Below are 22,672 nucleotides of genomic sequence, written 5' to 3' on the forward strand. Positions count from 1 at the left end.
AAAACGAAAATTTGTTGATAGTTAAGTAAAATGCTATGACATCGAGTTAAAGGGAATTTTATGAAATCCAATAATCTTGTTGTATACAATACTGTTATTAAAAAACAATTTTGAATTGACGTTATCCGAAGTTTTATACGAATAAAAGCATTTGAACTAGTTATTGTTTTTTTTGTACTTTTGCTCGGTGTGGTTTGGATTATCTGGAAATTTTAAAAGGTTAATGGGTTGAATAATAGATTAGTCGTTATGCGACTTAATTATTCAACTTGTATGGTTTTTTGGATTTGTATCTGTTAATTTATTTGATATCCCGATTATTTCAAATTTTATTTATTAAGAAAATGAATCTATTCGATAGAGAAGAACTTAAGAGAGCAACGAATCTTAAAATTGGGGGGAATAGTATTGCAAGGCTACTTATGATACTACTTAGGCTAAATAAAGTTAATCAACTTTATACTAAAATAGCCAATAAACAAGGATTAGAGTTTCTTGACTCGGCATTAGATTCAATTCAAGTAAAATATGAAATTAACCCAGAAGAACTAAAGAGAATTCCCAAAACAGGGCCGTTTATTGCGATATCAAATCACCCCTATGGTGGAATCGACGGTATGTTAAGCATTAAGTTGATGGTTGAGACTCGACCTGATTTCAAGAATCTTGGCAATTACCTTATTCAGAAAATACCTCAACTTCAGGAATTTATTATCCCAGTTGATCCATTTGAGGGAAAAAATAACAAGTTCAATAGCGTTGGCGGAATTAAAACGGCATTAAATCATATAAAAGAGGGCAAAGCATTGGGAATTTTCCCTGCTGGAGAAGTTTCAACCTATCATAACAATGAGGATGAGGGAGCTGTCGACCGCCAATGGCAGCTTTCCATGATTAAATTCATTCGAAAAGCTGAAGTACCTGTAGTCCCTATCTTTTTTCAGGGAACCAATAGCAGGTTGTTTCACCTACTTGGGCTAATCCATCCATCTCTCCGAACAGCTAAACTACCGTCGGAGATGCTCAACAAGAGGAATAAAGTTATCAAAATTCGCATTGGCAATCCGATATCGGTTCAAGATCAAAGCGAATATACCGATATTGAGAGATTTGGAAGATTCTTGAGGTTGAAAACCTATGCTCTTGGATCAACTATTGAGGTTAGTAATTTCTTCAACTATAAATTAAAACCATCAGAAAAGCCTGAACCTATTATTGCACCTGCATCCAAGGAGATGATTGAGTGTGAGGTGGAAAAACTTCAGAGTCGCTACCTGCTTTTTAAGAGTAAGAATTTTAGCGTGATTTGCGCACCTTCAGTTGAAATGCCTAATCTGATGACAGAAATCGGTCGTCTACGAGAGGAAACTTTTCGTGATGTAGGAGAGGGAACAAATCGTTCAATTGATATTGATGAATTTGACTTATACTACTGGCAACTATTTATATGGGATGAAGACGAGAAGAGGGTAGTTGGTGCCTATAGAGCTGGAAAAGGAAAAGAAATATTGGATAGATATGGTGTAAAGGGATTTTACATTAATAGTTTATTCAAAATTGACGAGAAATTCTCATTTATTCTTGAACAAAGCATAGAATTGGGTAGATCATTTATTGTAAAGGATTATCAGCGCAAACCATTACCCTTGTTTTTACTCTGGAAAGGAATTTTATATTTTTTGATAAAAAACCCAGAATATCGATATCTCATTGGTCCAGTAAGCATATCAAACAGGTTTTCCAGCTATACAAAAGGGTTGATAATTTCATTCATGAAGTCCAACTATTACAATCAGGATTTTGCTAGGTATATCAAACCACGAAACATGTTTCGTGTTCCTATAAACAAGGAGGACTACGATATTATATTCAATAATTGCAGTGATATAAGCAGACTCGATAACTTGATTAAAGATATTGAACCCGATGATTTTAGAATGCCTGTACTTTTGAAGAAGTATGTCAAGCTGAACGGGAAAATAATAAGTTTTAACGTAGATCCTAAATTTAACGATGCACTGGATGGTCTTCTTATCCTAGACCTATTTCAGGTGCCAATCGATACAATTACCTCTCTTTCAAAAGAGATTAATGACAAATCCCTACTCGATCGATTCAACTTATCCGATTATACTTTTGAAAAGGAAGAGGTTAAAAATATCTAAACACCCAATAACAATTTACTAATTATAAGGCAATTCTGATCATTTTCGATCACATGGATTGAGAACCCATTGCATTAGCAATAATTTCAATTACCATAAACTTTTATGGGTGATAGTATATGTTATATTGATAGATAGGTATTAAACTAATTAACCTGTGCACTGTCAAACAAATCAACCAAAACTAAATTGAAAAAACTATTTTATGAGAAAAATTCAAATTGTTACGTTGGTTCTCTGTCTTGGAATTCTTTTTTCCTGCAATAATGGACATAATAAGCCAACAGAAGCGGAATTAATTGAGCATGCGGTGGAATTACATAAAAAAATGGTAACTATTGATACTCATAATGACACCCCAATGAATTTTATTCGTCGTGGCTTTGATTTTAGTGGTGAAAAGAATACTGCCCGCGGAAGTCGTGTCGATTTACTTAGAATGGAAAAAGGAGGTCTTGATGCTGCATTCTTTGCAGTTTTTATTTCTCAAGGTGAGTGTACTCCAGATAAATACGAAAAGGTTAATAAGCGGGCTTTAGAAATACTTGATGCCGTTCATACACAGGTTGCTCATTTTCCAAACCGAGCGTCTATTGCAACAGATTCCTATGATATTTATAAACTAAAAAACGAGGGTAAGAGAGCAATTTATATTGGAATTGAAAACGGTTATCCGATTGGAACAGATATTTCTTTGCTAAAAAAATATTATGATCTTGGGGCAAGATATGTAACCCTTTGCCATACAAGAAATAATCAGATATGCACCTCATCAACAGATCCCGATACATTAAACAAAAATGGACTTAGTGAATTTGGTCGTGAAGTGGTTAAGGAGATGAATAGATTGGGGATGATTGTAGATGTTTCTCATATTTCCGATAAATCTTTCTATGATGTCCTCGAACTTTCATCGGCCCCAGTTATAGCATCCCATAGTTGTTCAAGAGCAATTTGCAATAACCCTCGTAATTTATCTGATGAGATGCTTTTAAAACTAGCAGCAAAGGGTGGTGTTGTTCAGATGTGTATACTTAGCGATTATGTTAAAAAAATCGAAAAAACGCCAAAGAGAGATAGCGCAAGAATGGCTCTAAGAAAAAAATATAACAATTTTCAGGATTTAACGGCACAACAGGATAGTCTAGCATCAATTGAGTGGCATGAAATAGAGGAAAAATACCCTCAAAAACTAGCCACAGTTTCTGATGTTGTAGATCACATCGATTATATGGTTAAAGTAATGGGTATTGAGCATGTTGGGATTGGAACCGATTTAGATGGAGGCGGTGGTGTTGATGGATGTAAGGATGCTTCGCAAATGATGAATATTACCGTTGAATTAATTCGAAGGGGCTATTCCGATGAGGATATCAAAAAGATATGGGGAGAAAATTTCTTAAAGGTTTTTAGAGAGGTTCAGTCATTTTCCAAGAATTAAATTTACATTGACATTAATCTCTAGTTAGGGTTGCACAAACTTTTGGCTATTTCCCAGTCCGGACTTATAAATTTGTTTCCATGAGAGAACTTCTAACTGAACGAAGAAAATTTAGTTTTCTTCATTCAGTTTTAATTAAATAAGCCAAAAGCAATGATATTCGGCATTTTAAGCGAAAGAATTTGGAATTAATCAGTATCCTATAAAATCCATATATTAGATAAATATCAGATATTCATAATATTAGCATATTAGGTTTGGAATTGTTAAAATAAGTGCCGTATATTTGTAAGGATAGTCTGGGACGATTATCAAATTAAACTTTATTAAAATAGTTTACTACATGGTGATTCGATCAGCTAAGTTCGTTATAAGTAGCCCTAGCATTGAGAAATGTCCAAAACCATCTTTACCGGAGTATGCATTTATTGGACGATCAAATGTTGGTAAGTCATCACTTATCAACATGATAACAGGTATTAAGACTCTTGCCAAAGTCTCCCAAACTCCAGGCAAAACACAAATAATCAACCACTTTTTGATTAACGAAAAGTGGTATATTGTCGATCTTCCTGGTTATGGGTATGCTAAAGTCTCAAAAACCTCAAGAAAACTTTTTTCAGGAATGATTACCAGTTACATACAAAATAGGGAGAATTTATACTGCCTATTTGTACTTATAGATTCAAGACTGGAACCTCAGAAAATTGACATAGAATTTATTAACTGGCTGGGAGAGAAAGAAATACCATTCGCGCTTATTTTCACCAAGACTGATAAAATAAATACTCCTACCCTGCAAAGTAACATAGCAATCTATAAAAAGGAAATATTAAACTATTGGGAGGAACTACCAAAAATATTTACATGTTCAGCGGTTACCCGCATTGGGCGTGATGAAATTATTGAGTACATAGAGGAGATAAATAAAGAGTCAAAAAGTATTCTTAAGGTGAATTAAAGGAAAAATTGCTATTTTTTTTTAATTTTGCGACCAGAAAACCTAGACAAACATTATTTTTATGCATACCCCTGATCATGCAATAAAATTCTTCACAGGTCGCAATTCTCGTTATCTTTCTGAGAGTATTGCAAAAAGTTTTGGTGTTGAAATGGGAAAATCCTCTGTTACCGTTTTTAGCGACGGTGAATTCAGCACTGCTTATGACGAATCTGTAAGAGGAGCAACCGTTTTTATTATCCAGTCAACTTTTCCTCCCACTGATAATCTTTTTGAGTTACTTCTAATGGTTGATGCGGCTCATAGAGCATCAGCTTATAAAGTTGTGGCTGTTTTACCATACTTTGGTTGGGCTCGTCAGGATCGAAAGGATAGACCCAGAGTGGCAATTGGTGCTAAGCTGGTTGCTAACCTTCTTTGCGCTGCTGGTGTGGACAGGGTAATGACAATGGATCTTCATGCCGATCAAATTCAAGGATTCTTTGATGTTCCTGTTGATCATCTTTATGCCTCCTCGATATTTGTTCCATATATCAAAAACCTAAACCTTAATAATATTGCAATCGCGGCACCGGATATGGGTGGTGCAAAAAGGGCCAATGCTTACGCTCGATTCTTAGATTCAACATTGGTGATCTGTCATAAGAATCGAGATAGAGCAAATCAGGTTGGCGAAATGACTGCTATTGGTGATGTTGAAGGAAAGAATGTTGTTATTCTTGATGATATGATTGATACTGCAGGAACAATAACAAAAGCAGCGGATATGATGATAGCCAAGGGCGCAATAAGTGTTAGAGCCGTTGCAACTCACGCCGTACTTTCTGGCCCGGCATATGAACGAATTGCTGAATCAAAGATTACAGAACTAGTTGTTACTGATACAATACCCCTACGTAAGGATAAGGATATTAGTAAAATCAGGGTTCTATCTGTTGCAGATCTTTTTGCCGATGTAATTAACAAAGTATACAACTACCAATCTATTAGCACAAAATTCATTATTTAATCTAAATAGATTAGTGATTTGATTTTTTGATGTTTGGTCACTATATTTGCAACCCAATTTTATCCCCTCAAGAATAATAACGTGATGGGGGGCTGACTAGAAGTTGAGGGGCAGCCCTGAGTAACGTTAATTATTAACTTTTTATAAAAATTTTAAAATGAAAACTATTGAAATTAAAGGTTCGTTGAGAAACGAAACAGGTAAGAAAGTGGCAAAAATTTACCGTAAGAATGAGCAGGTACCTGCAATTCTTTATGGTGGTGATACTAATATTATGCTGGTAGTGAACGAAAGAGATTTAAGGCCAATTATTTATACACCTGCCGTTCATATCGTAAATATTAACATTGACGGGAAAACTTATGAATCTATTGTAAAAGATATTCAATTTCACCCAGTATCAGATAAAATTCTTCATGTTGATTTTCTTCACGTTTTCGATGACAAGAAAGTTACTGTAGCATTACCAGTTTTATTAACTGGACTGGCTGAAGCTGCAAAACAAGGTGGAAAGGTGTTGCTTATTACTAGAAAACTTCGTGCTTGTGGATTCCCTCAAGAATTACCCGAAATGCTTGAAGTGGATATTACAAACCTTGGACTTGGTAAAACTATAATGGTAGGTGATTTAAGCTTTAAAAATGTTGAATTAGTAGATCTTAAATCTACAGTAGTTGCATCTGCACAATTAACAAGAGCTGCTAAGGGCACACAAACTGCTGAGGAAACTGCTGCTGCACCTGCTGCAGAAACTAAGGCATAAAGCACACAATTAAAACAATTAGGTTTTGAAATACTTAATTGCAGGGTTAGGTAATATTGGTTCAGAATATTCCAATACCCGACATAATATTGGGTTTATGGTATTGGACGCTCTTGTTAAGGCGTCCAATATTTCTTTTAAAGATACCCGTTACGGCTTTACCTCAGAGTTGAAACATAAGGGAAGAACTTTTATTCTTTTAAAGCCTTCAACCTACATGAATCTGAGTGGTAAGGCGGTTAGCTATTGGCTTCAGAAAGAAAAAATTCCCATTGAGAACCTATTAGTTGTTGTTGATGACATTGCCCTACCATTGGGTAGTTTACGCTTAAGAGCTGGCGGTAGCGATGGGGGACATAATGGACTAAAGAGCATCGATGGCATTCTTGAGACTCAGAATTATTCAAGGTTAAGATTTGGAATTGGAGGTAATTTTCCTAAGGGTTATCAGGTTGACTTTGTTTTAGGGGAATGGGATGATGAAGAGAAAAAAATACTCCCTGAGCGTATTCAAAAGGCCTATGAAATAATTTTCAGTTTCGGGACTATTGGAATTGAACGAACCATGAATTTCTATAACAAGAAAAAGAATGGAGAAGGAGAGCAATAATCGAATTGATAAATGGCTATGGTCTGTCAGAATTTTTAAAACACGTTCCATTGCCTCCGAATACTGTAAAAGGGGACGTGTTTTTGTTAAAGACAATCCTGTTAAACCATCCAAGGAACTGCATTTAAATGATATTGTTGTTGTTAGGAAGCTTCCAGTTACCTACTCGTTTTGTGTAAAGGGAATACCAAAGAATAGGATAGGGGCTAAACTTGTTCCTGAGTACGTTGAGAACATTACTTCAAAAGAAGAACTTCAGAAACTCGATCCCAATTTTATGGCATTCTATGGTAATCGTGAAAGGGGAGCAGGTAGACCTACAAAAAAAGAAAGACGATCTATTGATGATGCCCTTGCTCCATCTTTTGATGATTTTGATTGGGACGACGATCCTAATGATTAACTTTTGGACGAAAGGCAAAGAACAATCAAAACCATTTATTAACTAAGACTTATTCGATTGAACCTTAGTCTAGCGTAGGAATTTCAATTCATACCTCAAAGTATACCATATTATAATAGGTAGCATCCAATAATTTCGCCTATATAAAATCTATGAAAATCTTTTGATGGGTAAATCTTATCGATTAACGATTTATCAATGAAGTTTGATGATTTTAAGTCATCCGAATAAAGTTTTATGCAATCAATAGATAAGTATGCTTCCTTAAAAGTGATACTATTATTGGGTGTGATGACCGGATTTAGTCCTGCCTCTTTGACTTTGTCAAAATCACGCCCTGATTTTGTACCACAAAAGTTAAGCGCAGGTTTATATTCTTGGTTGAAGAAACAGACATTAAAAGAAGAATTTTCTTCGACAAACTTATATGTATAGCGTTGAGGGCGAATAAATATTGTAACAACTGCCTTATTCCAAAGAACACCCATACCACCCCAAGAAGCAGTCATCATATTGAAATGCTCTTTTGTTCCAGAGGTAATTAGCATCCATTTATTGTCAAGTAGGTTAAAAATATTCTCGTTGATCTTATATGGATCTAAATCAGTATAATCCTTAAGTGTTTCCATTAGATATATTTGTTTAACACCAAATCAATATTGGGGGATAAGAAAAAGATTGGAAAATTTTTTGTTTCAATAATATTCGTAGGTGTATTTGTAAAGAACCTTGTATTTGTAATCAGAGTAGTACGATTCAACCTCAGCTGGGTTTAACTTCTCATTGTATTTATAATTTTTACTAGATAAATCGCTTTGTATGCCATCGAACCATTTTTCTTCCAAAACATTTCCTTTTTCGTCGTATTTGTAAGCCCGACTCAATGTTTTGGATCCATCGGGATTAACCTGAATTATTTCAATAAGTTGATTCTTATTGTTGTACCTGTATTGAAATGTTTTTGAAATTTTACCCGAGTAATACTCTGAGGATGAAATAATATTGTTGTTTCCTCCAAATTCGAAAGTTGTACGAGAAACTTCTTTGCCTTTTGAGTCTTTTCTAGTTTCTTCAATAATATTGTCCTTGGTATCAGTTTTCCTAATAAGAGAATAATCAAGGTTTTTCCCTTGTCTTAAAATGCTAATAGTTTGTACATTAACATTATATGATGATTCCCATTTTTCATTTATCGAATTATCAGCATTATATTTTGTAATGTCTTTTGTTTTTCCATCAGGTAGATAATTGTAAATAATCCGATAATTGGTTATTCCATCGAAACCAGTTTCAATTTTTTTATTCCCTTTACCATCGTAAGTAAAATTCTGCTTATAAGTTAATTCGATTTCGGATTTATCTCTTTTTTCAAATTTCTGATATTCAATTCGATTATTATTTTTATCGTATTTATATAAAAGCTTCGAGGAGATTTGCCCAGTTGATTTATAGTTAATCACCTCAATAACATTTCCTCTTTCATCAAATTTGCTTTCTGTTGTAATGTAACCTTTAGTGTTTACTTTGCCTTGAGAGTACTTATATGTCCATTGATTTGATTTTAAAATCTTGCTATTTGCAATACGAACTCTCTCCTTATCATCTGGTTTGCTTTGTGGATAAAGGGATAAGCAAAATGTAAAAAACAAAATGGTTATTGCGAATTGTTTCATCTTTATATACCAAATATTATGTCAATAATTTAAACATCACACAATTATAACTAAAATTATTGAGATTAAAGTATGGAGAACTTATATATTGTGAGTTTAATAATTCTTGAACAGAAAGAATATTAATCCTCATCAGTCTCTTCTTCTTCGGTCATCACTGGGATGGTTACGCCAAGAATAAAGAAATATCGCTGATTATCGTATGGTACAAAATGATAGTAAAGTTTTTTACCTGACTTACGAGCAATATCAATTAGACCAAGACCAGCTCCCCCTTTTTCATTAAGTTCCCCTTCAATCATCTGCTTTAAAAATAAATGCTTTAAGTCTTTAGGACTTGATGAATTGAGTTTCTCTAATCTACTTTCAAGAACGATCATTTTTTCATTTTTAACCAGATTGCCGGTTATAACATAAAATGAATCTTTGTTTTCTCCAACGATAAAAAGACCATTGCCAATCTGTTTTTCTTTTTCATCGTAATCATCTGAATGCTTAGTAATATTTTGCAAACATTCTATCATTACATGAAAAACTCTCTTGCGAGTGGGGGTGGAAATATTTTTTTCAGCGATTTTACGATTAGCCATAAAAGCAAACGAACGCATGATCTGGTGATTCATCTCCCCCTTGTAAATCAAGGGAAAACCACTAGATGCCATCTCGCTAGTCAGGGTCGATTTTATGAAGTAAATTACGTTATCCATCGAATGATGAAATTAAAAAAAAATCTAGATATAAACCAAACAAGTACCAAAATTTCTTAGTTTATTTTATAGAATGACATTAATTTGAATTGAATCACACTTTTTATTTAGCTAACGTTAATAAATCTATTTTAGAAAAACCTCCAATATTGTTGCTGATCTCAGCGGATTAAGAGATACTATTTTTAAATCCGCAGGTATTAAAACGGTTTCTCCTTTAACCAAATGCTCACCTGCTTCCTCTCCGTAAACTATGTCAAGTTCTCCGTCAAGGCATAAATATATAACAAATGAATCTAGTAAATGGTAATCTTTTTCAATAGGTTTGTTGAAAATAAGACGATTCACATCAAAAAAAACGGAGTTAATCAGTTCGGTTGACTCATTTTTTTCTAAGGGTTTTGTGAATTTATAGCTATCATATTTATTGAAATCAATAACATCTAGAGCTAAATCAGTGTGTAACTCCCTTGGTTTACCATTTTTATCGACTCTGTCCCAATCAAAAATACGGTAAGTAATATCAGAAGCCTGTTGGATTTCAGCCAGTAAAATGCCTTTGCCAATGGCATGGATTCTTCCAGATGGGAGGAAGAAAATATCGTCCTTGGATGCTTGTTCAACATTAAGTATATCTTTTAAAGTGTGGTTAATTAAATGCTCTTGATACTCTTTTTTTGTAACATTACGGTTAAAGCCAGTAATAATTTGCGAGTTCGGTTCGCTTTCTAGCACGTACCACATTTCGGTTTTACCAAAGGCATGATGCCTTCTCATTGCAACCTCATCATTGGGATGCACCTGAATTGAGAGGGTATCAGTTGCATCGATAAGTTTTATTAGGATTGGGAATTCGTTTCCAAATTTGTTGTAAACTTTATCCCCAACTATATCTCCCATATAAACCTCAATAACCTCTTGAAGGTTATTTCCCGCTAAAAAACCATTGGATACAACAGATAAGTTCTCTTGAATAGATGATATTTCCCAACTTTCAGCACAAAGAGATATACTAGATGGTATTTTCTTGTTTAGGTTGTTTTTTAATTTTGCCCCCCCCCAGATATACTCCTTATATATAGGCTCAAATTTTAAGGGATATAAATTACTCATTAGTTTTTTATTAAAAATGGTATAACAAATTAATTTCTTGCAAAATTAGTTAATGGATAAAATTAAAAAAGATTTGTAATTTAGCCATTCCTAAAATGGCTTACAAAGTTACAAAAATTAAAGATTTTTAAAAATGCTTGTAGTTGGTATTGCTGGTGGAACTGGATCTGGAAAAACAACCGTTGTAAATAGGATAGTTAACCTATTGCCTCCCGGAGAGGTAGTTGTTATCCCTCAGGATTCTTATTACTATGATAGTTCTCATTTACCCATTGAGGAAAGGCAGGAGATTAATTTTGATCACCCTTCATCAATTGAGTTTGAGTTGCTAAACGAACATGTTAAGCAATTGAAAAATGGTTATCCAATTGATCAACCTATTTATTCATACCTTACTTGTACTCGGGCCAAAGAAACTTTACCTATCATCCCTCGGCATGTAATTATTATTGAAGGAATTCTCGTCCTTACTAATCCGGATTTGCGAGATTTAATGGATGTAAAGGTATTTGTAGATGCTGATGCTGATGATAGGCTTTCTAGAGTTGTATGTCGTGATATTATAGAACGTGGTCGTTCTGTTAACAAGGTTCTTGAGCGGTATGAGAAAACTGTTAAACCAATGCACCTTCAGTTCATTGAACCAACTAAACGTTATGCTGATATTATAGTTCCTCAAGGAGGAAATAATTCGGTAGCCATAAACATTCTTGCATCTCTAATTGAAAAAACATTGCGAAGTCACGGTTTAACTTAAAATGTTATGCTGAAAGATATAAGACAGGAGGATGTGCTTTTTTTAGATATTGAAACAGTACCTCAATATGCTACTTACGATGAAATGCCAGAAAACCTCAAGCATTTTTGGAATAAAAAAGCCAATAATTTGGTGAAGGAAAATGAAACACCTGATAGTATATTTAGTAGATCTGGTATTTATGCAGAGTTTGGCAAAATAATCTGTATTTCTGCGGGTTTTATAGTACAACGTAATGGAACAAAATACTTTAGGGTTAAATCGTTTTATGGAGATAATGAAAAGGAGATTTTAAGCGGTTTTGCTATGATGTTAAGTAGATTTGGGGCTAAACCCAAATCCAATATATGCGCCCATAATGGTAAGGAGTTTGATTTTCCATACATCTCTCGTAGAATGCTATTAAATAAAGTTGAACTCCCGAATTTACTAGATGTTGCCGGGAAAAAACCCTGGGATGTTAAGTTCCTTGATACTATGGAACTATGGAAATTTGGTGATTATAAGAGTTATACATCTCTGGATCTTCTTGCGAATATCTTTGAAATACCATCACCTAAGGATGATATTGATGGCAGTCAGGTAGCTGAGGTGTTTTATGTACAAAAAGATATTGAAAGAATAGTAAAGTATTGCGAAAAGGATGCGTTAGCTGTTGCTCAGCTTTTCTTGCGTTACAAGAATGAACCAATCATAGATGCTGAGAGTATAGAAAGAGTTCTTGAATAGTATGATAATTTCTTAGTGGTCTAGGAAGTGATTAATCTCCATTAAAAACTCTGTTGGCTTTTCAGCATGAACCCAATGGCCTGCATTTTCTATTGTTACTAGTTTTGATTCCGGAAAAATTTTCTTGATTTCCTCCACTCTACTATAAGGTATATAGTTAGATTGCTCTCCTTTAATGAAGAGTGTTTTGATTTTGCTATGAATTTCCTTATTGGCTGGGTTTATTCCTTCCAATAGTGAATCAATACTTGAGGCAATAGCGGGAAGATTAAATCGCCAACTAAATGAGCCATTATCTTCTCTTTTTAAATTTTTCAGCAAAAATTGTCTTACTTTTTCTGATTTAACAAAGTATGAGAGTTTTTCATCAGCCTCTGCTCTTGTTGAGATTGTATTAATAGGTATAGACAATAATCCTTGTAATATTTGATGATGTTCAGTGTCAAGTTGCTTTAATGAGTTATTTTCATTGAGATAACTCCAAGGGGCAATATCTACAACTACTAATGAAGAAATTTTTTCAGGGTGATCAATTGTAAACCGCATTGCAACTTTTCCACCCATTGAATGTCCTATTAGGTTGGCTTTTTCTATTTGCAGATTGTCAAACAGTTCAAATAAATCATTTGATAGCGCTTTATAATTATGTTCATTGGAATGTGGACTTTGCCCGTGATTTCGTTGATCAACCAGAATAGCCCTAGAATGAGACCCTAATTCTTTGCCAATGGTAACCCAATTATCGGATGAGCCATATAATCCATGGAGTATGATTATTGGAAACCCTTGACCAAACTCTCTATAAAATAATTTCACCTATCGGATTTGTTTTAAATACATCTGGATGGTATTCTCAAGACCAAAGTACAAAGAATCAGCGATTAGGGCATGTCCAATAGATACCTCAAGTAGATTAGGTATGTTTTTAGCAAAGAAATTAAGATTTTCAAGATTTAAATCATGGCCTGCATTTAATCCTAAACCAACTTTTTTTGCTGCTTCGGCAGCAATGATAAAAGGTTCAATGGCTAATTGCTGGTTAGTGTTAAATGAAGATGCATAGGGCTCAGTGTAGAGTTCAACTCGCTCGGTGCCAGTATCTGCAGCATGTTTTACCATCTCGGGATCAGGATCAACGAAAATAGAGGTACGAATGCCATTTTTCTTAAAAGTTGAAACAACTTGTTTTAGGTAATCCTTATTTTTGATAGTATCCCAACCTGCACTGGAAGTCAGAGCATTGGGGGGGTCAGGAACAAGTGTTACCTGATGAGGATGTACGCTAAGTACAAGTTGGATGAATGAATCAGAAGGATAACCTTCTATGTTAAACTCAGTGGTTATTATGGGTTTAATATCATGAACATCCTGATAGCGAATATGACGTTCATCTGGACGGGGGTGAACAGTAATGCCTTCAGCGCCATAACTCTGACAATCCACAGCGATTTTAAAAACATTTGGTATATTGCCACCACGAGCATTTCTTAAGGTTGCAATTTTGTTAATATTAACACTTAACCGGATCATAATGCCAATTTTTCGAATTACATTTGTACAAATGTAGTTGTTTTTCCAAACGCTTTGAAGCTATGCTAGCAAAAGAAATGATATCAGAAATAATTCCAGCGCTAAAAACTTCGGATACAGGAATTACAGCCTTAAATTGGATGGATGTTTTCAAAGTTTCACACCTTCCAATTGTTAACGACAAGGAGTTTTTGGGTCTTATTTCCGAAATTGATATCTTCGATATGAATATGCCTGAAGAATCACTTGGAAATCATCAACTTTCTCTCTTAAGGCCTTATGTGATTGAAAATCAGCATATATTTGAAGTCATGGAAGTTGCATCAAAGCTCAAACTTTCAATTATTCCTGTGCTTGATGTGCAAAAAAACTATTTGGGAGTTATTACTATCATGGAGTTGTTGCAACATTTCACTGAATTCTCGGCATTGAGAAGCCCGGGTGGAATTATCGTTATAGAACTTAATAGTAATGATTTCTCAATGTCTCAAATTTCCCAAATTGTTGAGGGGAATGATGCAAAAATATTGAGTTCTTACATCTCTTCACATCCAGATTCAACCAAATTAGAGTTAACCCTCAAACTTAACGTAATTGATTTAACTTCAATAATTCAGACTTTTAATCGCTATAATTATACCATTCGAGGCTCATTTATGAAGTATGATGATGAGGAGGAACTTTTGGATGAACGGTATGATCTTTTGATGCGATTCCTTAATACATAGATTAGTGAAAAATGGAAAATGAAATCGAAATAAAAAAACTCAAAAAGGTTGTTATTGCAATATATGGGAAATATTTAGAAATCTCTTTTAAGAAAGAACTAGAGTTGCTATTTGCGATTTTACAAAAGAATCAGGTTGAAGTTGTTATATATGCACCATTTCACGAATACTTGATAAAAGAATTCAATTTGCAGATTTCTACCCGAGCATTATTTCGTACTTCGGGAGAAGTTAAACATCTTGCAGATTATATGCTTAGTTTAGGCGGGGATGGTACTTTTTTAGAATCTGTTGCATTTATCGAAGAGTCATGTATTCCAGTACTCGGAATTAACTTTGGGCGTTTGGGTTTCCTTGCTAACATTTCAACAGAAGATATTGGTAATGCAATTGATTTACTTCTTAGCAATAATTATAGTATCGAAAATCGCTCATTACTTCAAGTTTTTACTGAAAAAAATCCATTTAGCAACTTCCCATTTGGGTTAAACGATCTTACAATACAAAAAAAGGGTACATCAATGATTAACGTTAATGCATATATTGACGATGATTTTCTATGTACGTACTGGGCTGATGGTTTGATAATTTCAACTCCAACAGGATCTACAGCATACTCATTAAGTGTTGGCGGGCCAATTGTAAGCCCATCATTACCATCATTTCTGATTTCGCCAATTGCACCTCATCATTTGACGGTACGTCCATTTGTTATCCCCGATTCATGTACATTGAAATTAGAAGTTACTGGACGTTCAGGCGAAGTTGATATTTCACTTGACTCACATTCATATTCAATTGCTCTCCCATTAACACTTGAGGTAAAGAAAGCACCTTTTCATATTGGATTAGTTAATCTACAAGGTACAAATTTTTTTAAAACTTTACGTAATAAACTTCTATGGGGTGTAGATAAACGGAATTAACCTTTTTACCTAAGATGCTCTATTGATAGAATTATTCTTTGACTATGAATAATTAGTCAACAAGTTGACCGTTTGTTTTGTTAATGCCATAGATTAATTAACTGCATTTTATATATTTGTAGAATAGTTTCAATAAAAATGAAGCGATTTTTTCTTATAATTATACTATGTTTCGCAGTCATATCGGGATATTCACAAATGTGGAAATTCCGTAGGTATGAGGTTTGGAGTGCTTTTTCAGTCTATCAATATTATGGAGATATTGGTGCTCTTGCCGATAAACATAACCTAGGGGGGCTGACTCAAATAAGTTTTACTTCAAATCGCCCAGGAATTTCGTTCGGGGGTATTTTTAGATACGATGAGAGATTTTATATCCAAGCGAGCAATTCATTGGGTTTTTTTGCAAAAAGTGATAAAGATACTAAGAGGAATTATACTAGGGATTTCGCTTTTAGAACAATTACCGATGAGTTATCTATACAAGGGTACTACTTTTTTGTTAAGGAGAATGAGAAGAACTACTTTTACTCCCCCTTTAACTACGGAAGAGGTCGTGGGATAGAACGTTATATTAGGCCATTCAGTTTTTATGTATTTGCTGGAGTCGGTGGTATCTTTTATAAGGTAACACCTAAGGAAAGTTTAGCTAGCTCCCCTCGTTTTGTAGGTAATAAGCATATATCAGTTGCGTTCCCTATTGGTTTAGGTGCTAAATTTACTGTTAATCCTGACTTTTCATTGGCCTTAGAGCTTGGTCGAAGATTCACCCTTACCGATTATCTTGATGGATTTACCTCCGTTTACTCTGAGCATAATGATGTTTACTACATATTAAGTTTTAAGGCAATTTATCGTTTGAAAAAAGCCAAACAGATTCGTTACGTATTCTGATAAATAGCCGTGAATCAAACCTCTATGACCAAAAAGATAATTATAGTTATTCTACTTTTCTTTTGCCTCAATAATTTTATTTATTCTCAGGAAAGAGGGGATTTAGGCATTCAGACTGGTGGTACATACTATATGGGTGATTATAATCTTGAAACTCCGTTGTATCAACCGTCACTAGGGATCGGGGTAATCTATAGGTATAATCTGAGTAAGTATTATTCGCTTCGAATGTCAGCTTATTACGGCGGACTTAAGGGAAATTACTCAACAAAAGGTTTTTACCTACCAGGAATTACTGGATCATTTTCTAAAAAGATAATTGAAGCAAATGGTTTATGTGAAATTAATTTTATGTCTTTTAACACTAGGCACTTAAAAAAAGATAACTTTTCTCCTTATGTGGTATTAGGATTAGGGATTGCTTATATTGGAGGAGATATTATTCCAAATTTGCCCTTTGGTATTGGAGTCAAATACTGTCCTGTCTCAAGAATTACCATTGGATGTGAATGGAAATTAAGTAAAACTATTTTTGATGGAATAGATAACTACCAAAATGTTTATGATGGATCAAAAGCAACTTTACACAATAACGATTGGTTCTCTTTTATAGGAATATTTGTAACTTTCCGACTTTATAATTATAACAACACCTGTCCTGTTTACCAGTAATGCTTATATGATATGTCAGTAGTTGATGAGATAAATAAAGATTTGCTTCCTAATCATATTGCTATTATAATGGATGGTAACGGAAGATGGGCAAAACAAAGGGGAACGCAGAGAATATTTGGCCATAGAAATGGTGTAAGTTCTGTTCGTGCCGCAATTGAAGCATCAGCAGAGTTAGGAGTGAAGTTTTTAACTCTTTATGCTTTCTCTACAGAGAATTGGAACAGGCCTAAAATTGAAATCGATGCTTTAATGGCTTTGCTAATAAATACTATTAATACCGAAACAGAAACATTAATCAAAAATAATATTTCTCTCAAAACAATTGGCGATAGCGATTCTCTCCCAAAAGCAGTTCAGAAAAAACTCAACGAGGTTATCCAAAAAACATCTAAATGTAATGGGTTAACGGTTGTCCTTGCACTGAGTTATAGTTCACGCTGGGAAATTACGAATGCAGTAAAATGTATTATGAGCGATTTTTCCAAAGGAAAAATAAAGCCTGAAAATATTGATGAAGATACTTTCTCAAAATATCTGAACACCTCTGGTATTCCCGATCCAGAGTTAATGATTAGAACAAGTGGGGAGTTCAGAATAAGCAATTTTTTAATGTGGCAGTTAGCTTATACCGAGTTATACTTCACCCCTGTGCTTTGGCCTGATTTTAATAAGGAGGAGTTGTATAAAGCCATTGTTGATTTCCAAAAACGAGAACGGCGATTTGGAAAAATAAGCGAACAGCTATAGCTTATTTTGCAAACTTTAGCTTGCTTCATACAAGTCCCTTAGCTAAATTTGCTGCACTTTAAAAAAAAGTTCCCATCTTTAAGCCTTTTAAAAAACGATTAGGTAGTATACTAGAATACAAATGAATTTCGATAATTCCTTAATAATGATGTTTAGAAAAACTCTATTTCTTATCGCCGCTACGTGCATGTTAACTGCATTATCGGCTCAAGATTTCTCGACCAACTATAACGCTCCCAAAAAGTACTGTATAAAAGGGATTTCAGTGTCTGGAATTAAATTTCTTGATCCGTCAGTATTAATTTCTGTTAGTGGTCTTTCTGTGGGAGATACTGTTACAATTCCAGGCGATGATATAACAAAACCGATTAGAAAATTGTGGAATCAGGGATTGTTTTCGGATATTAAAATTTCTGCAACCAAGGTTGTAAATGATAGTATCTTCTTAGATATTAACTTACAAGAAAGATCTCGGATATCGGGGATTAGTTTCAATGGAGTAAGAAAAGGAGAATCTGATGATCTTAAGGAATTGCTTAAGCTAAGAGTTGGAGGACAGATTACAGAAAGTATATTAGAAAATTCTGAAAGGATAATTAAAAAACATTTTAGAGATAAAGGATTCCTAAATACTCAGGTAGATATAATTCAAAACAATGATACGGTGCTTGCTAATGGCGTTAAAGTTATTTTTGATATCAAAAAGAATGGTAAAGTTAAAATTAGCGATATAACCTTTGAAGGCAGTAAGGCTTTCAAGGCCAGCAGGTTAAGAAAAACAATGAAAAAAACACATAGAAGAGACTTTAACATATTTAAAGCATCAAAGTTTTTAGAATCAGATTATGAAGAAGATAAAAGGAATCTGCTCGCATTTTATAATGAACATGGATACAGAGATGCCGAGATATTGAAGGATTCAGTATTTCCGGTTAATAATAAAAGAATTGGCATTAAAATTAAAGTATCAGAAGGTTCTCAGTATCATATTAGAAATATTTCTTGGATTGGAAATACAAAAATGCCAGCAGAAGCACTTGGCTTTATTCTTGGGATGAAAAAAGGAGATGTTTACGACAAATCGTTACTAGAGAAAAGACTCTTTACAGAAGATAATTCAATAACCACATTATATATGGATGATGGTTATCTATTTTTTCAGCTCGATCCTGTTGAAAGCCATATTGAAAGAGATTCGGTTGATCTAGAAATGAGAATTTCTGAAGGAGATCAAGCTACGATAAATCAGGTAACAATCGTTGGCAATACAAAAACCAACGAACATGTGGTTCGTCGTGAAATTTGGTCAAAACCGGGTGATCTTTTTAGCAAGTCTGATATAACAAGATCAATTCGGCAGTTAGCACAGCTTGGGCATTTTGATCCCGAAAAATTAGATGTTAAACCTTTGCCAAATCCAGCTGGAGAAACTGTTGATTTAAGATATATACTTGAAGAAAAAGCCAACGATCAGTTTGAAATATCTGGGGGTTGGGGTGCAAATATGTTTGTTGGAACTGTGGGTATTCGTTTTTCTAATTTTTCAATTCGCAGAGTATTTGAGAAAGGTGCTTGGCGGCCTGTTCCTTCTGGCGATAGCCAATCATTATCACTAAGAGCATCAACAAACGGAACATATTATAAGGCATTTAGTTTATCTTTTTCCGAACCTTGGTTGGGAGGGAAAAAACCTACTAACCTATCATTTTCTTTATTTCATACAATTCAAAATACACCAAGTTCTAGTTTGCTTAATGCGAGTAGTCAGTACTTTAAAGTTACTGGTGGTTCTGTTGGAATTGGAACACGATTAAAATGGCCTGATGACTACTTTACAATTTACAATGAGGTAACCCTTCAGAATTATCTTCTAAAAGATTGGACAGGTGGTTATTTTATTTTTTCTAATGGAAAGTCAAATAACTTTAGCTATAAAGTCACTTTAGGTAGAAATTCTACCGATCAGCAAATCTATCCTAGAACAGGCTCCAATTTTTCACTTTCCGTTCAATTAACACCTCCATATTCTGCTTTTAAAGAGAAAAATTTTTGGAAGTATTCTGCATCTGCAAGAACGGCAGAATTTACAAGTTTAAAAGCATTGAATCCAAATGTATCGGATAACCAAATTAATGCAATGATTTCTGAAAGGGAGTCCGCAAAACGTTATAAATGGATTGAGTATAATAAATGGACTGGTAGAGCCCAATGGTATATGTCTCTAGTACAAAATCTTGTGCTATATACAAATGCACAATTTGGAATGCTTAACTTCTATAGTAAGAATTTAGGCTTCTCACCTTTTGAAGGGTTCGATTTGGGTGGTGATGGAATGTCAGGTTATAATCTTTATGGTAGAGAAACAATTGGATTAAGGGGTTATGAAAATAGTTCTCTTACACCAATAGTTAATGGCGCAAGAGAAGCAAATATCTATAATAAATATACAATGGAGTTGCGATACCCGCTATCATTAAAACCTCAGGCAGCCATTTATGTCTTAACATTCTTAGAAGCGGGTAATGCTTGGTCAAATTTTGATGATGTAAACCCTTTCAATGTTCATCGTTCAGCAGGAGTAGGAGCTAGGATGTTTTTGCCTATGCTGGGCATGTTGGGTATTGACTGGGCATATGGCTTTGATGCTGTTCAGGGTTTACCAAGTGCTAATAAAGGTCAATTCCATTTTGTTATTGGAATGCCTTTTTAATTTTAGCTTTTTTTAAGACTTATGTTTTTATTAGTTCTGTTATTGGCAGAATAATTGTAATAACTTGCGTCTAAATTCTAACTTATGAGAAAAATAGTTCTTTCAGCAGTATTGAGCCTCCTTGTTGGTACATTAATGGCTCAAAAATTTGCTTTTGTTGATAGCGATTATATTCTAAAAAAAATTCCCACCTATAAAGCGGCGCAGGAACAAATAGATAAGTTGTCTACTCAGTACCAAAAAGAAATTGAGGCAAAGTATGCCGAAGTGGATAAAATGTATCAGGATTACCAAGCAGAAAAAGTATTACTTACCGAGGAGATGAGAAAAAAGCGTGAGGATGATGTTATTGCAAAGGAACGACTAGTTAAGGAGTTACAAGTGAAATACTTTGGTAAAGATGGTCTGCTATTTAAGAAACGCGAAGAGCTGATTAAACCTATTCAAGATCAGGTTTTTAATGCTATTAAAGAGCTAGCAAACGAGGGCGGCTATGCAGTTATTTTCGATGCATCGGCCTCACCAAATATGCTTTACACAAACCCCAGGTATGATAAAAGTGAAGAAGTTTTACAAAAACTTGGATACAGCCAATAAATATTTATTTTTGCCTAACAATTAATAACAATTATAATTATGATTAGAATTACAAAAAGTATAATGATTGTAGCACTTTTTTTATGTGCTGCCAATGTAGGTGCTCAAAATCTGAAGTTTGGACATATCAATAGTCAAGAATTAATGATGGCTATGCCCGAGAGGGATAGCGCTGAGGTAAAACTGAAAAATTATGCCAAACAGCTTCAAGAGCAAATTGAAACACTACAAGTTGAATTTAATAAAAAGTATCAGGATTATATTCAGAAAAAAGCAACTTTCACTGATGCTATTCGCGAGATGAAAGAAAAAGAGCTTAACGATCTTGATCAAAGATCAAAGGAGTTTGAACAAACTGCACAACAGGATTATCAACGCCAACAGGGCGAGTTAATGAAGCCAATTGTTGAAAAGGCTAATGCAACAATCCAAAAGGTTGCTAAAGCAAACGGTTTTATATACGTTTTTGATATTAGTTCTGGTGCTGTTACCTATTTTTCAGATCAGAGTATCGATATACTACCTATGGTTAAAAAAGAACTTGGCCTTGGTGTCGTTGTTAAGAAATAAGAAATATCTTTTCTATAGAGAACTCGGTCACATTATGCGACCGAGTTTTATATTTTTTATGCATTAATAATAATTAAAACTCTATATGACAGATATACGCCGCCCTATTGGAATATTCGATTCCGGCGCAGGTGGATTGTCAGTGTTTAGTGAGTTGGTAAAGGAATTACCGCATGAATCGTTTATATATTTTGCTGATTCTGCAAACTGCCCGTATGGTTCAAAACCTCATGATAAAATTATTGAGTTATCATCCAAGATAACCGAATTTTTAATTTCAAAGCAATGTAAAGCTATTGTTGTTGCTTGTAATACAGCAACAGCTGCCGCAATTGATTTTTTAAGGGAGAATTATAGCATACCATTTATAGGTATGGAGCCTGCAGTAAAACCAGCGGCAATTAATACCAAAACAAAAAGCATTGGTGTTCTGGCAACAGCAGGAACTTTTAAAGGAAGACTATACATTGAAACTACTCAGAAATATGCTTCCGGTATAAATGTTTGCTATCAGGTTGGGGAGGGACTGGTTGAACTTGTTGAACGGGGTGATTTTAGTTCTACTGAAGCAGAAACACTTCTTATGAAATACTTAAACCCAATGCTTGATTGTAATATAGATCAAATTGTATTAGGGTGTACCCATTACCCATTCTTTAAACCCTTATTGTCTAGGCTTCTACCTATTAATATTGATATAATCGATCCGGCACCTGCCGTAGCCAAGCAAACGTGTAAAGTACTAATAGAAAATAATTTAGTTGGAGATTTAAGAAACAATCATTCTTACAATACATTTTATTCAAGTGGTAGTTCCACTGTTTTAAAAAAGATAATTGAAAATATAGAAAAAAGCATAGGGCATAAATTACAGAATGTATCGTTCTTCGATAATTTTATTTTATAATTTCAACATTTTATTTGGAACATACTTAGCATATCATTTTGTTATAGAAAATTGTTT

At 34.2% G+C, this 22,672-nt stretch carries 24 protein-coding genes; 18 read left to right on the top strand and 6 right to left on the bottom strand.

Annotated elements, in window-relative coordinates:
- The first annotated feature begins 344 nt into the window (after positions 1-344).
- From HOO91_02320 to HOO91_02350, 7 genes are all read left to right on the top strand, one after another.
- Positions 345-2,165: a lysophospholipid acyltransferase family protein gene (locus HOO91_02320; protein NOU16378.1), complete on the top strand. Its 1,821-nt coding sequence runs from the start codon at positions 345-347 to the stop codon at positions 2,163-2,165.
- Positions 2,166-2,370: 205 nt separating this feature from the next.
- Positions 2,371-3,606: a membrane dipeptidase gene (locus HOO91_02325; GenBank protein ID NOU16379.1), complete on the top strand. Its 1,236-nt coding sequence runs from the start codon at positions 2,371-2,373 to the stop codon at positions 3,604-3,606.
- Positions 3,607-3,949: 343 nt separating this feature from the next.
- Positions 3,950-4,567 (top strand): YihA family ribosome biogenesis GTP-binding protein, encoded by a 618-nt coding sequence (locus HOO91_02330; protein NOU16380.1) that lies wholly within the window; start codon positions 3,950-3,952, stop codon positions 4,565-4,567.
- A gap of 61 nt (positions 4,568-4,628) precedes the next feature.
- Entirely contained in the window at positions 4,629-5,576 is a 948-nt protein-coding gene (locus HOO91_02335) for a ribose-phosphate pyrophosphokinase (GenBank protein NOU16381.1), read from the top strand.
- A 157-nt stretch (positions 5,577-5,733) separates the two neighbouring features.
- Entirely contained in the window at positions 5,734-6,339 is a 606-nt protein-coding gene (locus tag HOO91_02340; protein NOU16382.1) for a 50S ribosomal protein L25, read from the top strand.
- 25 nt (positions 6,340-6,364) lie between these two features.
- On the top strand, positions 6,365-6,949 hold the full coding sequence (locus tag HOO91_02345) for an aminoacyl-tRNA hydrolase (protein ID NOU16383.1): 585 nt from the start codon (positions 6,365-6,367) through the stop codon (positions 6,947-6,949).
- Positions 6,930-7,352: an RNA-binding S4 domain-containing protein gene (locus HOO91_02350; protein ID NOU16384.1), complete on the top strand. Its 423-nt coding sequence runs from the start codon at positions 6,930-6,932 to the stop codon at positions 7,350-7,352. The genes HOO91_02345 and HOO91_02350 overlap by 20 nt, the downstream gene beginning before the upstream one ends.
- Positions 7,353-7,462: 110 nt before the next feature.
- Here HOO91_02350 and HOO91_02355 read toward each other — a convergent pair whose 3' ends face one another.
- The 4 genes from HOO91_02355 to HOO91_02370 all read right to left on the bottom strand — a co-directional run bounded on the left by HOO91_02355 (position 7,463) and on the right by HOO91_02370 (position 10,845).
- The gene (locus HOO91_02355; GenBank protein NOU16385.1) at positions 7,463-7,981 is read right to left on the bottom strand and encodes a flavin reductase family protein; all 519 of its coding nucleotides are present in this window, start codon (positions 7,979-7,981) and stop codon (positions 7,463-7,465) included.
- A 66-nt stretch (positions 7,982-8,047) separates the two neighbouring features.
- Positions 8,048-9,025 carry a hypothetical protein gene (locus tag HOO91_02360; protein ID NOU16386.1) on the bottom strand — a complete coding sequence of 326 codons (978 nt, stop codon included), beginning with the start codon at positions 9,023-9,025 and terminating at the stop codon, positions 8,048-8,050.
- Positions 9,026-9,147: 122 nt separating this feature from the next.
- Entirely contained in the window at positions 9,148-9,732 is a 585-nt protein-coding gene (locus HOO91_02365; GenBank protein ID NOU16387.1) for a hypothetical protein, read from the bottom strand.
- Positions 9,733-9,858: 126 nt separating this feature from the next.
- Positions 9,859-10,845, bottom strand: coding sequence for a class I mannose-6-phosphate isomerase (locus HOO91_02370; protein ID NOU16388.1), 987 nt, complete (start codon positions 10,843-10,845; stop codon positions 9,859-9,861).
- 133 nt (positions 10,846-10,978) lie between these two features.
- Between HOO91_02370 and udk the strand changes: the two genes are divergently transcribed.
- Positions 10,979-11,602: a uridine kinase gene (gene udk / locus HOO91_02375; GenBank protein ID NOU16389.1), complete on the top strand. Its 624-nt coding sequence runs from the start codon at positions 10,979-10,981 to the stop codon at positions 11,600-11,602.
- Between the two features lie 6 nt (positions 11,603-11,608).
- Positions 11,609-12,331: a 3'-5' exonuclease gene (locus HOO91_02380; protein ID NOU16390.1), complete on the top strand. Its 723-nt coding sequence runs from the start codon at positions 11,609-11,611 to the stop codon at positions 12,329-12,331.
- Between the two features lie 12 nt (positions 12,332-12,343).
- Here the strand turns inward: HOO91_02380 and HOO91_02385 are convergent, their stop codons facing one another.
- A complete protein-coding gene (locus HOO91_02385) occupies positions 12,344-13,147 on the bottom strand; it encodes an alpha/beta fold hydrolase (GenBank protein ID NOU16391.1) in 804 nt (267 codons plus the stop codon).
- Entirely contained in the window at positions 13,148-13,861 is a 714-nt protein-coding gene (locus HOO91_02390; GenBank protein ID NOU16392.1) for a pyridoxine 5'-phosphate synthase, read from the bottom strand.
- Positions 13,862-13,923: 62 nt separating this feature from the next.
- Between HOO91_02390 and HOO91_02395 the strand changes: the two genes are divergently transcribed.
- The 9 genes from HOO91_02395 (at position 13,924) to murI (ending at position 22,615) form a co-directional block, all read left to right on the top strand.
- Complete coding sequence (locus HOO91_02395; protein ID NOU16393.1) at positions 13,924-14,589, top strand: CBS domain-containing protein; 666 nt, start codon at positions 13,924-13,926, stop codon at positions 14,587-14,589.
- An 11-nt stretch (positions 14,590-14,600) separates the two neighbouring features.
- Complete coding sequence (locus tag HOO91_02400) at positions 14,601-15,515, top strand: NAD kinase (protein ID NOU16394.1); 915 nt, start codon at positions 14,601-14,603, stop codon at positions 15,513-15,515.
- A 138-nt stretch (positions 15,516-15,653) separates the two neighbouring features.
- Complete coding sequence (locus HOO91_02405) at positions 15,654-16,409, top strand: hypothetical protein (GenBank protein NOU16395.1); 756 nt, start codon at positions 15,654-15,656, stop codon at positions 16,407-16,409.
- A gap of 24 nt (positions 16,410-16,433) precedes the next feature.
- Positions 16,434-17,081, top strand: a complete 648-nt coding sequence (locus HOO91_02410; GenBank protein ID NOU16396.1) for a hypothetical protein — start codon at positions 16,434-16,436, stop codon at positions 17,079-17,081.
- Positions 17,082-17,093: 12 nt separating this feature from the next.
- A complete protein-coding gene (locus HOO91_02415) occupies positions 17,094-17,831 on the top strand; it encodes an isoprenyl transferase (GenBank protein NOU16397.1) in 738 nt (245 codons plus the stop codon).
- Positions 17,832-17,952: 121 nt separating this feature from the next.
- The gene (gene bamA / locus HOO91_02420; protein ID NOU16398.1) at positions 17,953-20,541 is read left to right on the top strand and encodes an outer membrane protein assembly factor BamA; all 2,589 of its coding nucleotides are present in this window, start codon (positions 17,953-17,955) and stop codon (positions 20,539-20,541) included.
- 84 nt (positions 20,542-20,625) lie between these two features.
- Positions 20,626-21,138: an OmpH family outer membrane protein gene (locus tag HOO91_02425; GenBank protein ID NOU16399.1), complete on the top strand. Its 513-nt coding sequence runs from the start codon at positions 20,626-20,628 to the stop codon at positions 21,136-21,138.
- Positions 21,139-21,177: 39 nt separating this feature from the next.
- Positions 21,178-21,708, top strand: coding sequence for an OmpH family outer membrane protein (locus HOO91_02430; protein ID NOU16400.1), 531 nt, complete (start codon positions 21,178-21,180; stop codon positions 21,706-21,708).
- Positions 21,709-21,793: 85 nt separating this feature from the next.
- Positions 21,794-22,615, top strand: coding sequence for a glutamate racemase (murI, locus tag HOO91_02435; protein ID NOU16401.1), 822 nt, complete (start codon positions 21,794-21,796; stop codon positions 22,613-22,615).
- Positions 22,616-22,672 lie beyond the last annotated feature (57 nt).

The sequence above is a fragment of the Bacteroidales bacterium genome (assembly GCA_013141385.1).
Lineage (GTDB): Bacteria > Bacteroidota > Bacteroidia > Bacteroidales > Tenuifilaceae > UBA8529.